Source organism: Stenotrophomonas rhizophila (assembly GCF_000661955.1).
GTDB lineage: Bacteria > Pseudomonadota > Gammaproteobacteria > Xanthomonadales > Xanthomonadaceae > Stenotrophomonas > Stenotrophomonas rhizophila.
In genome coordinates, this window is the sequence record NZ_CP007597.1 from 4051577 (window position 1) to 4067141 (window position 15565).

Below are 15565 nucleotides of genomic sequence, written 5' to 3' on the forward strand. Positions count from 1 at the left end.
GGTAGGGCCACGACCGTTGGTCGTGGCGCACGGAACCCGGCTATTACGCGTTGCGCAGCGTCGCCAGCGATTCGGCCTGCAGGCGTTCGTAGATCGCAAATTCGTCTTCGACCTGCATGCCCAGCGCCTGCTCGAAGGCCTCACGGTTGGCGTGCGCGGCATACGCGCGTTGCTCTTCACCGCCCAGGTTCGACTGGAAGATGCCCGCGGCACTGACCGGCAGGAAATCCTCGTAGACGATCGGGTCGGCGCTGGCCAGACCGGCGGCGATCAGGGCCTCGGCCGGCAGGTCGCCGATGGCGGCCGAATCGGCGCGGCCGGCGTCGGTGAGGGCGTAGCGGTAGTAGCCCAGGCCCTCGCGGCGCAGGGTGGCGTGGTCGTCCGGGAACGCGGTGAACGCGGCGGCCAGGCGGGTCGGGTAGTCCTGCCCGGTGCTGCCGGCACCGCCACTGTCGCGTGCCTGGGCGAGCAGCTGGTCGTACAGCGCGCGGCCCTTGGGCGTCAGTGCCAGGCCACGCTGTTCGATCTCGCCGAACCGCGCGGTGTGGGTGCCGGCGTCGGCCGCCTCACCAGACGGGAAGTGCACCGTTTCCTGCAGCGCCTTGAAGCTGGTCTGGCGCAGCAGGATCGGGCAGCGGCGCGGCGGCGGACCTTCAACCACGGCCTTGGCGTCGATGCCGCGCGCGAGCATGGCGGCCTGGGCGGCGTCGATGTCCAGCGTGCGCGGGGTGAGGTGGTTGATGTGCGGGCCACGGAAGCTGACCACGTCGGCAATCAGGCGGTGCGCGTCGTGCAGCGCGTGGTAGGTGGCCAGCGACACGGTGGCATCGCCGTGCCAGCGGAACGTCTCCAGCGATTCGATGACGAAGCGGCGGGCGTCTTCCTGGCGGAGACCACCGTCGCGCTCGGCCTGGTCGATCAGGGCCAGCGCGGTGTCGGTGAAGATGCGGCGCCGGGCCAGGATGCGCGCCGATTCGTCACGCAACGCGGCGTCTTCGATCAACTCCAGCCGCAGCAGCGAGGTGAACACCCGGAACGGGTTGTGCGCCAGCGCCTTGGCGGTGCGCGGGCGGAACGCAGTGGAGTGCACCGGCACGCCGGCCACCGACAGGTCGTAATAACCCACCGGGTGCATGCCCATCACCGCGAACAGGCGGCCCAGCGTGGCCAGTTCCTCGGCGGTGCCCACGCGGATGGCGCCGTGGCGCTCCTGGTCCAGGCGGGTGCGTTCGTCGGTGCGGTCCAGCTGCTCGGCCAGTGCCGGGTTGGCGGTGAGCACGGCATCGTTGATCTCGGCCACCAGGTCCACCAGCGTGCCGTACAACGGCACCTCGGTGCGGTACATGGTGGACATGGCCTGGGCGAACAGGCTGCGGATATCGTCGGGTGAAACGAAACGGTCGGCGCTCATTACGTACTCGGCAACGGATCACGGGGGAAGGTGCAGCAATCGCGCATTGTCGCCGAGCGCGGGGGTTACCGCGATCTGCACAGCAACAAAGGGGTCACCGGGTAGAGCCACCCCATGGGTGGCTGCCCTTCGCGACCATGGCATTCCGTGCAGCCACCCATGGGGTGGCTCTACCCCGTGCGGGCGTGCGCAGAAATCTAGCGCGTGGGCGGCGTGGGATTGCTCGCCGCACGCTGGCGCTGGGCGCGGTCGCCGAGCTGGCGCTGCAGGGTGGCGTCAAGCTTGATCGGGCGGTCCCAATGGTCGTGGCTGGCCACGATGGCGTGGCGCAGCGCGCGCCAGTGCAGGTTGGTCGGCGTGACCGGCAGCGCGGCCACCACGTCCTCCCAGCGCTTGGGCTGGCCCTCTTCCGGCACCGCACGGCTCCAGGCCTGCACGCTGTCGCGGCACCCGCGCTCGATGGCATGTGCCCAGAAACAGGCGAAGTAGATGTCACCGGCCTGCCAGCCGTGGGTGTACATCAGCGCGGCGATGTAGCCGCGCGATACGCCGGCATAACGCGCCACCTCGTCCAGGAAACTGTCCGGGTAGCGTTCGGCGTAGTGGTTGATGTCCTGTAGCTGGGCGTCCACCCAGGCATCGCCGGTATCGACGACATAGGCTTCGGACTTCTCCGCGGTCTGCTGCGCCGATGCCGCCCACGGCAGCATCAGCACCAGCAGCACCAGCACCGTGCGCAGGGTCATGGGACGACACCGCCGCAGCGCTGCATGCCGGTCAGGCCTGCGTTGCCTTGGCTTCGATGGCGCGCAGGGCCTGCGGCCAGTCGAAGGCGGTCGGGGCGTCGACCATGCGCGGCTCGTCGTCGGCCACGCCGTGCTGGGTTTCATGCGCCCAGGTCACCGCGTACGGGGTGTGGATGCCCCAGCCGCCCAGGGTGATCACCGGCTCGATGTCCGAGCGCAGCGAGTTGCCGACCATGCAGAAGCGGTGGATCGGCAGGTCGAATTCTTCCAGCACGCGCGCGTAGGTTTCCGGGTCTTTCTCGGACACGATCTCGATGCGCGGGAACAGGTCGCGCAGGTTGGCCAGCTTGATCTTGGCCTCCTGGTGGAACAGGTCGCCCTTGGTGATCAGCACCACCGGGTAGTCCCGCGCGATCTCGGTCACCGACTCACGCACGCCATCGATCAGCTCGACCGGGTGGCGCAGGGTGTCATGGCCGATGTCCAGGATCTGCTGCAGGTCGCGTGCGGTGATCATCTGCTGGGTGATCTCGATGGCCGCTTCGACCATCGACAGGGTCATGCCCTTCACCCCGTAGCCGAACACGCCGAGATTGCGCTGCTGCACTTCCAGCAGGTGGCGTGCGGTCTGGGTGTCGTGCACGTCGATGTAGCGCGACAGGATGTCGAGGTAATCCTGCTCGGCCTTGCGGTAATAGTCTTCGCTCTTCCACAGCGTGTCGTCACCGTCAAAACCGACCAGGCCGATGGCGCCGGTGGGCGCGGGCGAGGAGGTCATCATCGGGCAAGGATAGCAACAGCGCCGCGCCAGCCCAATGACATCATCGGCTCACTGGCCGAACGGCCGCGGGCCGTCCCAGCCCAGCACGCCAAGCTGCGGCAGCTCGATGCGGGTGAGCAGCCACTGGCCCGGGCCCTGCCAGCTGAATTGGCGGTAGCTGCTGGCCAGCTGCCCGGTCTCCTGCCACCACGCCATGAGCGCGGCCGGGCCTTCGGGGTCATGCGGCTGGTACTGGAACGGCAGGCCGCGGGTGTTGAGCTCGCCCAGCACCTGTTGCAGGGCCGCGTTGGCCCAGCGCGGGCCGTGGTCGTCGAAGGCGATCGATTCGGCGCAGCCGCCCGGGGAGGCACCGGTCACCACCACCACTTCGCCGGGTGCCAGGTGCGACACCCGCTGCGGCGGCGGTTCGCCCGGAACGGGCAGGTAGACGTCGAAGGGAGGCCGGCGGCCGGGATGATCCATGCTGTCCATCATAAAAGAAGGGCGGCCGAAGCCGCCCAACCCCTCACTGCCGTTCACCGGTGTCCAGCGGTGTTCAGCCCTTGCGCTCAGTGCACTGCATGCTGCACGTGGATCAGTTGCCCGGCTGTGCGCCGCTGCCACTGGCGGCCTTGCCCTGCTGGGCCGCCACGTACGCCTTGTACTCGTCCGGCGAAAGCTCGCCGTCCTTGCTGCTGTCGGCCTGGTCGAACACCTGGGCCAGACCCGCATTGACCTGTGCTTCGGTCTTGCTGATGGTGCCGTTGCCGTCGGTATCCACACTGGCCCACGTCTGGCCACCACCACTGGCCTGCTGCGACGCCTGCGCGGCGGCACCGGCGGCCGAATCTGCCGCCTGGCCGGCCTGCGCCGCTGCCTGCTGGGCCTGCGCGGCCTGGTTCTGTGCCTGCGCGGCGCTCTGCTGCGCGGACTGGGCCATCGCCGGAATGGCCAGCACACTGCCTGCGGCGACGATCAGGGCGATCAGGGGCTTGCGGTTGCGAATAGTCATTGGGTGGTCTCCTGCTATTGGGGTGTTGCACGGTTCGGTGTTTTTCCGCACGGCCCCACACTGCCACCCCGTTTGTGAATCGACTTTGCGTCGCAACCGGTCTGCGCACGCGGTCTTAACCACGTGCCCACGTGCGTCGTTTACCGCACAGGTTATGTGCAGGTGAGCAGGTAGTAAGCAGAGCATTCAACCGGCGCGGATTTAACCGGATGCAAACGGAAAGTCAGCCTTCGCTGGCGCTTTTTTCGCCTGAGCGCGAACTGAATATCATCCAGCCCAGTGCAACGCCGCCGAGGGCGCCGGCCACTTCCAGTACCACCCGTGAGCCCAGTTCGTTGGGATCGTGGATGCCGGCCAGGAACAATCGCGCGTACAGCGGCGACTCCAACCGCATCATGCCCATGTAGAACAGCTTCCACGCATCGATGCCGGCCGATACCACCACCGCCATCACGCAGGCCCAGCCGATGGCGTGCCCGGCGGTCCAGCCCAGCGCGCGGCACAGGCGGTGCCACAGCGCATACACCAGCAGGCCGACCAGCAGCGCGATCAGCCCTGCTTCCAGGGTTCCGAGCAATCCAAAGTGCAGCGGCAGGTTCATCGTGGTCCGGGCGGCAGGTCAGGCCACAGTGTAGCGGCGCGGCCCCCGCCCCCGGCGTTCAGCGCACCGGCACGTCGTAGGCGGTGTGCGGGTCCGGCTCGGGACTGAGGGTGTAGTGCCACCACTCCAACGGATAGTTGGCAAAGCCGTGCCGGGCCATCGCCTGCACCAGCCGCTGGCGGTTGCCGCGCTGGGGGGCGCTGATGTCCGCCGCATCGGTATGCGCACGCGGGCCGAAGAAGTCGAAGTCGGTGCCCATGTCCAGCGCGCTGCAGGGGCCTGTGCGGCAATCAAGCAGGGTCAGGTCGACGGTGGCGGCGCGGCTGTGGCCGGAGGTCTCGGCGATGTAGCCGCCCAGCAGTGCTGGCTTGTCCAGGTCGGGGTACTGCAGCGCCTTGCGCGACTGTTCGGCCGGGTCGTGGGCCCAGGCCACGAATGCAGTGACCGACTGCGCCGGGCGGTAGCAGTCGAACACGCGCAGCCGGTAACCATCGGCCCGCAGATCGGCTTCCACCGCGGCCAACGCGGTGGCCGCCGGGGCCAGCAGCAGGCACTTGGGCGCGTCGTAGCCGGGCACGGGGTGGGCGGTGAAGTTGTTGCTGCCGGCGTAGCGGATGTCCAGTGCGATGCCGGGCACCAGGCGGGCAAGGTCGACCAGCCCGGCCTGCTCGACCGTGCGGGCGGGCGACACCTGTACCGGCTGCGCCTGCGCACCGCCGATGACGGCCAGCATCAGCAAGGCGCTACGGGCAATCGCCGATGCGGGTGAACTGCAGGTCCTGGTAGTCATAGCTGAAGTCGATATCCGGGTCGATGGCGCGCAGTGCAAGCGTGGGCGGCGTGCCCGGCTGCGGCTGCAGCCAGGGCTCGGCATCGGCCCCGAGCGTATCCCACTGCACCAGCCAGCGCGCGCCCAGCTGCATCACCGTGCCCTGCAGCTGCGGCGACTTCTCCACCTGAAAACGCAGCCGGCCATTGTGCGGGCACACACGCGCCGGCCCCAGCCACGGGTCCCGGTAGCGGCCCTGCCAGGCGGCCGTGGCCTGCAGACTGGCCGGCGTGCGCGCACGCGTGGCCGGGCGCACGTGGCCGCTGTCCCGGCGTTGCTGCTGTTCGTCGCGTAGCAGGCGTGCGTAGTCCAGCACGCCCCGGGTGTCATCGGGTGCGGTGTAGTGCCGCAGCGCGGCCTGCATCAAGGCGGTTCGGGCGTCTTCGGCATCGCCGTTGATCAACAGCACCACGCCCACGCGCCGGTCCGGCAGCAGCGCCAGCGAGGAATACATGCCCGACAGCGTGCCGGTATGGGCCACCTTCCACTGGCCGTCCAGGTCCGACAGGCGCCAGCCGTAGCCATACGCAGCGAAGTGCGCGTTGTCCCACTGGCGCTGGCGCGCACCGATCGGCATCGGCATGTGCGCCGTCCACAGCGCGCGGCGCTGGGCATCGCTGAGCCAGCCCGGCACCTGCGACGGGTCCAGCAGCACCTGCATCCAGCGGGTCATGTCCTTGAGACTGCAGCGGATGCCGCCGGCGGCCATGGACGCCAGGTCCGGGCTGGTGTCGGCATCGGGCTGGGTGACCACGGTGCGGCCATCGCGGCGTGCGTGCGGCTGGGCCACGTTGCCCACCGCCGCCACCGACCACGCCCCCACCTGGCAGCGCTGCATGCCCAACGGCACGAATACCTCTTCGCGCAGCAACTGGTCGTACGGCTTGCCGCCCGCGCGCGCGGCGACCTCCCCGGCCACCACGTACATCAGGTTGTCGTAGGCGTAGCCACTGCGGAAGCTGGTGACCGGTTTCAGATGCGCCAGCCCGGCGATGATGTCCTGCCGGGTGAAGGCATTGGGTTCGGGCCACAGCATCAGGTCACCGGCGCCCAGCCCCAGGCCGCTGTTGTGGATGAGCAGGTCGCGCACCTGCATGTGCTCGGTGACCCAGGGATCGTGCATGCGGAACTGCGGCAGGATTCGAATCACCGGGTCGTCCCAGCGCAACGCACCGCGGTCGACCAGCCGTGCCAGCAGCGCGGCGGTCATCGCCTTGCTGTTGGAGGCGATCTTGAACAACGTGTTCTCATCGATGGCCTCACCCGTGCCGATGCGGCGCTCGCCGGCGGTGTGCTGGTAGACCACCTGCCCGTCTTCCACCACGGCCATGGCCAGGCCCGGCAGCGCGTAGTGCTGCCGGGCCTGGTCGAACATCGGCTGGAAGGGCGGTGCGGGCGCCGCAGTGGCGCTGGCTGAAACAGCCAGCGCCACCACCAGGGCACGCCACCGGTGCAGCGTCATCGCGGTCATCCCATCAGTAGTTCCAGGTCACCGTGAGCTGCGCATAGCGCGGCGACTGGAACCCGGTGCCGTAGCCGTACATCGGGTTCAGCGTACCGATGCTGTCCTGCGGTTCGTAGTCCTGGTCCACCGACACGATGCGCTGCTGGTTGAGCACGTTGTACACGGCCAGCTTCAGGTTGATGTCCTGCGGCACCGGCACCTTGTAGGCAATGCTCATGTCCAGGTCGTAGGTCCATGGCGTGCGCCCATCGCCGCCGCGCGGGGAATGCACGAACACCCGTTCGGACGGCACGGTGGCCTGGCAGTTGGACACGCACACGTAATAGCTGTGGAAGTCGGTGTCGTCGAACGGGTTGCCGGCGCCGAAGCGGGTGATCGGGCTGCCCGACTGGATGCCCAGGGTGGCGGCCACGGTGAGGTTCTCGGTCAGCGCGTAGCTGCCGCGGAACTTGAACTGGTGGCGGCGGTCGTTGGCCAGGTAGCCGTAGCCGCGGTAGTTCACCCACGGGTTGTCGAAGTTTTCGGTACGCCCGGAATCAGCGAAGTCGGTGTCGGAGTTGACCGGGCCTTCGGCGTTGCCGCGCCCATAAGCCAGCGTATAGGACGCATTGAAGCCCCAGGTGCCGTCCCAGGCGCGGTCCACCTGCAGTTCCAACGCCTTGTAGTCGCGCTTGGGCTTGACCCAGCCGCGCTGGCCCACGTAGTTGCCGTCATCGTCGTACAGCGCCCAGCCTTCGCGCGAGGTGTCGATGTCGATCCAGGCATCGTTGCTGCCGTCGCAGTTGCTGTCGCCCCACACGGTGTTGGTGCGGCCGGGGTTGCCCATGATCCACACACCGTCAATGGCACCGCACTGGCCGGTGGCGGTGATGTTCATGTCGTCGATGGCGTTGTGCAGGCGGCGGTAGGTGACGCTGGCGGCCAGCGACCACGATTCGCTCAGCATGTGCTGGAAGCCCAGGATCGCTTCATCCTGGTACACCGGGTCCATCTCGCGGTTCACCTCGGCGCGCAGGTCCGGCACGCTGCCGTCGCCCTGCGAGTTGTCCACCGGACCGATCTGTCCGCCAAGCCCGGGCACGTTGTTGGCCGCGCCGGAGTAGCCCAGGAATTCATACCAGGTGCGCTCGTCCAGGAAGCCGCCGGCCTGCTTGATGTTGATCACGTTGGCCACGGGCAGGAAGTAGCGGCCCAGGTTGCCGAACAGCTTGGTAGTGCCGTCGCCGCGCATGTCCCAGGAGAAGCCCAGGCGCGGGGCGATCATGTTGTCGATCTTGATGTAGCTGTTGCCGTCGCCGCCCTTGTTGTCGAAGCCTTCCACGCGCGCGCCGATGTTCAGCAGGAAGTTCGGGGTGACCTGCCAGTTGTCTTCCAGGTAGTACGCCGAGTTGATGGTCTCGAACGAACCGGCCACTTCATAGCGGCGGGTGCGCGCCACCAGCCCACTGGCTGGCACGACGCCGCCGTTGAGCGAGCTGCCCGGGGTGCGGTAGTACACGTCGTAGCGCAACCCGCCCGGGCCGGGGTAGGCGCGTTCGTAGTCGGAGGTGTTCTCTTCGCGGTCCAGGCCGAAGCGCAGCAGGTGGTCACCGATGGACCATTCAAAATCCGCACGCGCGGCCTTGCGGGTATCCAGTGCCGATTCCAGCTGCGAACTGCTGGTGCAGCTGCGGTCGCCCTGCAGCGCGGTGGGCACGCCCTGGCTGGCGGTGCGGTTGTCGAACACGCGGTTGCAATTCTGGTCCATGAGGCTGCTTTGCGAGCGGTTGCGCTTGTTCTCGCCGTACATCAGCTTCATGGTCAGGTCGTTGTTGACCTGCCAGCTGTAGGTGCCCGACCAGTTCTTGCCGCCCACGGTGTTGTAGATCTGGTTGGTGCTGTCACCCACCGCACGACCACTGGCGTAGTCGTAGCGGTACACGTCGGTGATGGTGTCGCTTTTGTCGGAGAAGCCGAACAGCGACAGCATCTGGTTGTCGGTGATCTGCCAGTCCAGCTTGCCGCCCCAGAAGGGGTCGTCGGCCTTGCCGGCGTTGAACACGGTGCCGGCGTCGTTGGTGGAATGGGGCGTGTAGTCGCGCGCTTCGTACATGCCGAAGAAGAACAGCTTGTCCTGCACCAGCGCGCCGGAAGCGAACACGTTGAGTGCGCTGCGGCTGTAGTCGTCGCGGCTGGCGGTGATATAGCGGCTGCCATCGGCGGTGTAGCGGTCGCGTGCCTGCGACTGCCAGGCGCGCGGTTCGAACACCAGCTGCGCACCGGCCTGGAAGTCGTTGCTGCCCGAACGGGTCACCGCGTTGATCACACCACCGGTGCTGCGCCCGAACTCCACCGAGTAGCCGCCGGTCTTGACCTGGAATTCCTGGTAGAAGCCGAACGGCACCGAGGAGAAGCCCACCCGGTTGTAGAAGTCGGTGACGTTCAGGCCGTTGATGTAGACGGTGTTCTCGGCGACCGACGAGCCGCCGAAGGAAATGCCCTGCCCGCCCAGCGAACCCTTGCCCTTGACCGCGCCGGGCGCAAGCAGCGCGACGGCGGTGATATCACGGTCCACCGGCAGCCGCGACAGTTCTTCGCGGGTGATGTTGGTGGCCGACTCGGTGGACTTCACATCCACCATCGACACGACCTGCGGCGCGCGCACTTCCACCGCCCCCAGCGTGCTCACTCCACTCACCGGTACGTTGACCGTGGTGGCGCTGCCCAGGCCCACGTTGATCTGGCCCACGCGGGTAGGCGCGCCACCGGCAACGGCTACCTCCAGCTCGTACGTGCCCACCGGTAACAGCGGAATGCGGTAACTGCCATTGGCCTCGGCGCGTACCGAGCGCACAAAGCCGGTGGACGGGTTGCGCACCGTCACCGTAGCGTTGTCCAGGCGTTGGCCCGGGTCGGTGAGCAGCTTGCCCACCACCGCGCCGTCCTGCGCCATCGCCACCGGCGCCAACGTGCCCAGGCACGCCCCCAACGCGACGCACAGCGCCGCCCGCTTCAACCTGTTCGTGTTCATTCCCTGCTCTCTCCTGCAGATATGGAATCGTGGATGGTGCCGTTTACCGCTTCACCGCCAGTGGCACGATGTGCGACTGGAAGTCGTAGTTCCATTGATCGAAGTACAGGTTGCCGCCGTCCCACTCGACCTCGCCGCGCTGCGAATCCACGGTGTCCGAGCGCGGGAAGCGCTTGGCCGGGACCAGCGGCTGGCTGACGGCGTCGTTGAAGGCGATGCGGTAGGCATCGAGCCCGCCGAAGTAGAAGTCGCGCAGCGCCGGCTGCGGGCTGTCCAGGCGGCCGGTGGTGACATCCATCGGCACCCAGCCATACGGGGCCAGGTACAGCGCGCCCCAGTCGTGCAGATTGGTGTAGCCCACCGCGTCGTCGGCGTAGACCATGCCCGACTGCCAGCGCGCGGGGATGCCATTCATGCGCAGCAGGGTGATCAGCAGCAGGGTCTGCTGGCCGCAGTCGGCGTGGCCGGCGTGCAGCGCGTAGTCGCTGATGTTGGTCAGGGTGGAATACTCGCGCGCGCCGGCCCACGGAATGCGGTCGACCGCATCGAACAGCCGGCGGGCCACCTCGTAGGGGCGGGTTTCGCCCTGCAGCACCTGGTCGGAGAACAGCCGCAGGGCCGGGGTGAAGCGCACGTGCGGTGGCTGTTCGGCCAGGTACGGGGCCAGCGCCGCGTCGGTGGGCGTGGGCCGCACCACGGTCGGGTCGATGCGGGTGTGCCGGGCCTGCACGGTGAGCGCGTAGCGGATTTCGAAACGGGTGGGCTGCCCGGCCACGGCGGTGCCTTCCAGGTAGGCCGTGCGTTGCAGCGCACTGGCCGGGGCAATGCGCGCCTGGCCGGGCGTGCTGCCGCGCCACTGGATCTGTTCCTGCTGGCCGACGATGGCCCGCGGATACGGAATCCACGCGCGCAGCGTGGTGCCGGCGGGCACCGCATCGGCCTTCACCGTGAGCGACTGGGTCACCTCCACCCGCTGCGGCAGCACCGACGATTGCCCCGATGCCGTGGCCGCCTCCACCACGTTGGCGTGGTACGGGGTGAGGTGTTCGAACGGACCGTCGCTGGGCAGTGGCGCGTCGGCACGGCGGCGCGCACGTGCTTCATCGCTCAGCCGGAACAGATTGGACGGCGCGCGCTTGAAGTAGAAGCGGGTGCCGTCGATGTCCAAATGCTCCAGCAGCCCCTGCCGGTCCCAGCGCTCGAACTCGTCGTCGCGCAGGTCCGGAATCGAACGCCGCACAGCGTCTTTGGCCGCGGCGGTGTCCAGGCTGAAATCCAGCCGGATCCGCCGCATGCGCTCGCGCTGGAAGGCCAGCGTGTGTTCGTCGTACGCCGCTGGCGGCGTGCTGCCGTGCGCGGCGATGCGCTGCTCGGCGCGGGCGAAGTACCCGGCATCGATGAGATCGGCGACACGCGCGCGCTCGGCCGCGTCGTCTGCCGTGCCGGTGTCGGCGCGCCCGGCCTGGGCCGAAGGCACCGACAGCAGCGCCGCCACCAGCAGGCTGGCGGCAACAGGCACAAGCGGTTTGCGAACGGCACGATCCACAGCGACACTTCCCCAGCGCGGGTGGTAAGGGCTGTGTAACACGGGCCGTGACGCCGGTCAATAATTTATTCTTGCATTCCACAGCGAAAGGAATAAGTATTCCATGACACCCGCCGCCGCTGGAGGACGTGCCCCATGAATCATCCAGAGCTGCGCTGCGACCATTGCCAGGCCGGTTTCGTGCCGACCGGGGCGCAGGCCGTGCTGTTCGATACCTGCCGCGCCAAGGGCATGCGCCTGGTGATGCTGGACTGCCCGCACTGCTACCACGGCACTGCGGTGGACCCCACCCAGCCCGGTGCCGCGCGCCCGGCCGACCCCACGCCCTCCCTGCCCTGCCCGGAACGCGCCTGCACCGGCGATGCCTGCTGGGTCGATACGCTGCACCCGCCGGTATGGGGCTGCGGCAGCTGCGGCACCACCTGGGCCGACCTGGCGGCGCTGGAAGCCAGCATTGCGACCGCCATCGCGCAGTTCCCCTGGCGCGCGCACGCCTACGTTCGCATGGGCACCCACTACCGCGCGGCGCCTTCGCTACCGGCGCGCTATGCGGCCGATGTGGCCACGGAGTGGGCGGCATGACCCGCGCCGCCCGCACCTGCGCGCCCACCGAGGACAGTGCCGCCATGACCCGTTTCCGCCCTGCCCCCTGGCCCGCCGCCGCCAAACGCGTGCTGGCACTGTTGCTGGCGGTGGCCGGCGCGCCGGCATGGGCCGCCGACGGCAGCGCGCCCGGCACCCCCGACCCGGGCGCGCCGCTGCCGTATGTGGTGGGCCTGCATGAGGCCTACCTCACGCCGCAGTACTGGGCCGCCCGCCTGCCCACTGCCGATGCGGTGATCCTGGACCGCGCCCAGATCGACGCGCAGAACGCGCGCATGCGCGCCGAAGACGCCTCCATCCACGACCTGCGCGCACTGCCCGCACAGCTGCCGCGTGCACAGGTACTGGCCGCGGTGCAGGCACTGTCGAAGTGGCCGGAGAAAACCCTGTACGGTGTGGATGGCAAGCCGCTCGGTGCTGCGCAGCGCACCGCCAGCCTGGACAACCTGGCGCTGGCGGCCATTCCCGCACAACGCGCGCTGCAGTACGGCCTGGTCACCCATCGCGCCGCACTGCGCGCCTTCCCCACTTCGTTGCGGGTGTTCACCACCCAGGGCGACACCGACATCGACCGCTTCCAGGAATCGGCGCTGTTCCCCGGCGACGCGGTAGCGGTGATGCATGAAAGCGCCGATGGCCAATGGCTGTTCGTCACCAGCGAGCGCTATGCGGCGTGGATCGAGAAACGCTTCGTCGGCATCGGCGATGCGGCCACGGTACTCGGCTACGGCCAGCGCGGGCCGTACCGGGTGATCACCGGCGCGACCGCCTTCACCGCCTACACGCCGGAAGAACCGCGCGTGTCGCGCCTGCAACTGGACATGGGCGTGCGCCTGCCGGTGCTGGCCGACTGGCCGCCGGGCACGCCGGTGAACGGCCAGCAGGCGCACGCCGGTTACGTACTGCAGCTGCCGGTGCGCAATGACGATGGCCGCCTGGCGCTGGTACCGGCGCTGCTGCCGCGCTCACAGGACAGTGCGGCCGATTACCTGCCGCTGACCCCGCGGACCCTGCTCACCCAGGCCTTCAAGTTCCTCGGCGAGCGCTACGGCTGGGGCCACGACTACGACACCCGCGACTGCAGCGGCTTCGTGTCGGAGATCTACCGCAGCGTGGGCGTGCTGATGCCGCGCAACACCAGCGCGCAGGCGGTGAGCCCGGCGCTGGACCGCATCGCCTTCACCGGCAAGGACGGCAACGCCCGGCGCACCTCCGCGGTGAACCAGCTGCAGGTGGGCGACCTGGTCTATATCCCCGGCCACGTCATGGTCGCCATCGGCCATGTGGACGGCCGCACCTGGGTGATCCACGACACCGCCGGCGGCAGCTGGTTCGGCGCCGACGGCACCCGCGTGCAGGCGCACCTCAACGGTGTGTCGGTGACCCCGCTGGAGCCGATGATGGCCAGCGACACCGTGCGCTACATCGACCGCATCACCAACATCCAGCGCCTTCGAGCCCAGACTCCTGAATGAAGATCACCGATATCGAACTTGGCATGCTGCGCGTGCCGTTGAAGACCCCGTTCAAGACCGCGCTGCGCACCGTGGATACGGTGGAAGACGTGGTGGTGCTGGTGCGCACCGACAGCGGCCATACCGGCTACGGTGAAGCGCCGGCCACCGCGGTGATCACCGGTGATACCCACGGCTCGATCGTCGAGGCCATCAACAGCTTCATCAAGCCGCGCCTGATCGGCCAGGACGTGGCCAACCTCAACCATGTGTGCGCGCTGATCCAGGGCGCGATGGAGCGCAATACCAGCGCCAAGGCGGCGGTGGAGATCGCGGTGTACGACCTGTGGGCGCAGCTGCACAAGGCGCCGCTGTACCAGATGCTGGGCGGCGGCGACCCGGTGATCACCACCGACATCACCATCAGCGTGGACTACATCGACAAGATGGTGGCCGATTCGCTGTCGGCGATCGAACGCGGTTTCGAATCGCTGAAGATCAAGGTGGGCAAGGACATCGGGCTGGACATCGAACGGGTCAAGGCGATCCACGCCGCCGTGCAGGGGCGTGCGCTGCTGCGCCTGGACGCCAACCAGGGCTGGACCGCCAAGCAGGCGGTGCACGCGATGCGCACGCTGGAAGAAGCCGGGGTCGTGCTGGAGCTGCTGGAACAGCCGGTGAAGGCCGCCGACATCAGCGGGATGAAGTACGTCACCGACCGGGTCAACACGCCGGTGATGGCCGATGAGAGCGTGTTCAACCCCGGCCAGGTGGTCGACCTGATCCAGCAGCGCGCCGCAGACATCATTAACATCAAGCTGATGAAGACCGGCGGGCTGTCCAACGCGATCCGCATCGCCGACATCGCCGCCATCTACGGGGTGCCGTGCATGATCGGCTGCATGATCGAGTCGAGCATCAGCGTGGCGGCGGCCGTGCACCTGGCGGTGGCCAAGAGCGATGTGATCACCAAGGTGGACCTGGACGGACCGTCGCTGGGGCAGTTCAACCCGGTCAGCGGCGGGGTGAATTTCAACGAATCGGAGATCACCATCAGCGACGCGCCGGGGCTGGGCATCACCGAGGTGCGGGGGTTGGAGATGATCACGCCGCCGCGGTGGTGAGGCTGCCTGCACCACCTGCGGGTAGAGCCACCCCATGGGTGGCTGCTGTTCGCGCGATTCCGGTGTGCGTAGCCGACCAACGGTCGGCTCTACCCGGTGCTTTGCGTATTCTCTCCTTTCCGGACCTGATGCCCCACCCATGCCCCCTCTGGTGAAAATCCGCTCCGAGCGTGACCACATGTCGGCGATCGAACGCCGCATCGCCGACTTCATCCTCGACAACGCCCACCTGCTGCGCGACTACTCGTCCCAGCAGCTGGCCAGCGCGCTGGGGATCAGCCAGTCCAGCGTGGTCAAGTTCAGCCAGAAGCTGGGCTTCAAGGGCTACCCGGATCTGAAGTACTCCATCGGCGAAGCGGTGGCCCGCGCCGGCAACGGCACCCAGGCCCAGGCGCCTGCCGCGGCAGACAGCAACGCCTACACCAGCCTCGCCGAGCGCCTGCGCCTGAGCAAGGCCGCCGCCGAGGAAGAGACCCGGGTGGCCAACCCGCAGGCCGACGTCGAGGCCATCGTGCAGCTGATCGACGCCGCGCCCAAGGTGTTCGTCTACGGTCTGGGCGACGATGGCCTGTATGCGCGCGAGTTTGCGATGCGGCTGTCGCTGCTGGGCATGCTCACCGTGCACCACGCCGACCCGATCCTGATGATGGCCAACCTGTCCGCGGCGCGCGCCAACGACGTGATGCTGGTGTTTTCCGAGTTCGGCAAACTGCCGCAGCTGTTCCAACTGTCGCGCCAGTTCCAGGACGTGGGCGGCAAGGTGGTGTCGATCACCCGGCACAGCGCCAACCCGCTGCGCGCGCACGCCGATGCGTCCCTGGTGCTGTGCGCGCACGACCCGGCGCCGCACCTGGCCCAGCTGCTGTACCGTGCCTCATTGCAGTCCCTGCTGGATTTTGTCTTCGTGCTGCTGTGCCATGCCAACCCGGACCGCCACCGCCAGCTCGGGGTGAACCTGGAACGGATCGAACACCTGATCGACACCTGATCTTCTGGAGTCCGCC

The 15565-nt window shown here is 68.1% G+C and carries 14 protein-coding genes; 4 read left to right on the forward strand and 10 right to left on the reverse strand.

Annotated elements, in window-relative coordinates; all coding sequences use genetic code 11:
- Window positions 1-43: 43 nt before the first annotated feature.
- From hglS to DX03_RS17810, 10 genes are all read right to left on the reverse strand, one after another.
- The gene (hglS, locus tag DX03_RS17765; RefSeq protein ID WP_038690854.1) at window positions 44-1411 is read right to left on the reverse strand and encodes a 2-oxoadipate dioxygenase/decarboxylase HglS; all 1368 of its coding nucleotides are present in this window, start codon (window positions 1409-1411) and stop codon (window positions 44-46) included.
- Window positions 1412-1608: 197 nt separating this feature from the next.
- Window positions 1609-2157 (reverse strand): hypothetical protein, encoded by a 549-nt coding sequence (locus tag DX03_RS17770; RefSeq protein WP_038690856.1) that lies wholly within the window; start codon window positions 2155-2157, stop codon window positions 1609-1611.
- A 31-nt stretch (window positions 2158-2188) separates the two neighbouring features.
- Entirely contained in the window at window positions 2189-2938 is a 750-nt protein-coding gene (locus DX03_RS17775; protein WP_038690857.1) for an HAD family hydrolase, read from the reverse strand.
- A 48-nt stretch (window positions 2939-2986) separates the two neighbouring features.
- Window positions 2987-3400 (reverse strand): hypothetical protein, encoded by a 414-nt coding sequence (locus DX03_RS17780; RefSeq protein ID WP_185753390.1) that lies wholly within the window; start codon window positions 3398-3400, stop codon window positions 2987-2989.
- Window positions 3401-3512: 112 nt separating this feature from the next.
- Entirely contained in the window at window positions 3513-3929 is a 417-nt protein-coding gene (locus tag DX03_RS17785) for an EF-hand domain-containing protein (RefSeq protein WP_038690861.1), read from the reverse strand.
- Window positions 3930-4152: 223 nt separating this feature from the next.
- Window positions 4153-4530: a hypothetical protein gene (locus DX03_RS17790; RefSeq protein WP_038690862.1), complete on the reverse strand. Its 378-nt coding sequence runs from the start codon at window positions 4528-4530 to the stop codon at window positions 4153-4155.
- A gap of 58 nt (window positions 4531-4588) precedes the next feature.
- Window positions 4589-5320 carry a M15 family metallopeptidase gene (locus DX03_RS17795; RefSeq protein ID WP_081797278.1) on the reverse strand — a complete coding sequence of 244 codons (732 nt, stop codon included), beginning with the start codon at window positions 5318-5320 and terminating at the stop codon, window positions 4589-4591.
- Window positions 5274-6830 (reverse strand): serine hydrolase, encoded by a 1557-nt coding sequence (locus DX03_RS17800; RefSeq protein ID WP_244880142.1) that lies wholly within the window; start codon window positions 6828-6830, stop codon window positions 5274-5276. Before DX03_RS17800 ends, DX03_RS17795 begins: the two co-directional genes overlap by 47 nt.
- 4 nt (window positions 6831-6834) lie before the next feature.
- Complete coding sequence (locus tag DX03_RS17805) at window positions 6835-9834, reverse strand: TonB-dependent receptor (protein ID WP_038690864.1); 3000 nt, start codon at window positions 9832-9834, stop codon at window positions 6835-6837.
- Window positions 9835-9877: 43 nt separating this feature from the next.
- Window positions 9878-11380 carry a transglutaminase-like domain-containing protein gene (locus DX03_RS17810; protein WP_038690866.1) on the reverse strand — a complete coding sequence of 501 codons (1503 nt, stop codon included), beginning with the start codon at window positions 11378-11380 and terminating at the stop codon, window positions 9878-9880.
- Between the two features lie 135 nt (window positions 11381-11515).
- Here DX03_RS17810 and DX03_RS17815 point away from each other — a divergent pair, with 135 nt between their 5' ends.
- From DX03_RS17815 to DX03_RS17830, 4 genes are all read left to right on the forward strand, one after another.
- Window positions 11516-11962, forward strand: coding sequence for a hypothetical protein (locus tag DX03_RS17815; RefSeq protein ID WP_038690868.1), 447 nt, complete (start codon window positions 11516-11518; stop codon window positions 11960-11962).
- A gap of 44 nt (window positions 11963-12006) precedes the next feature.
- Window positions 12007-13458 (forward strand): C40 family peptidase, encoded by a 1452-nt coding sequence (locus DX03_RS17820; RefSeq protein WP_051599012.1) that lies wholly within the window; start codon window positions 12007-12009, stop codon window positions 13456-13458.
- Window positions 13455-14561 (forward strand): dipeptide epimerase, encoded by a 1107-nt coding sequence (locus tag DX03_RS17825; RefSeq protein ID WP_038690871.1) that lies wholly within the window; start codon window positions 13455-13457, stop codon window positions 14559-14561. Before DX03_RS17820 ends, DX03_RS17825 begins: the two co-directional genes overlap by 4 nt.
- Window positions 14562-14700: 139 nt before the next feature.
- Window positions 14701-15549: a MurR/RpiR family transcriptional regulator gene (locus DX03_RS17830; RefSeq protein ID WP_038690872.1), complete on the forward strand. Its 849-nt coding sequence runs from the start codon at window positions 14701-14703 to the stop codon at window positions 15547-15549.
- Window positions 15550-15565 lie beyond the last annotated feature (16 nt).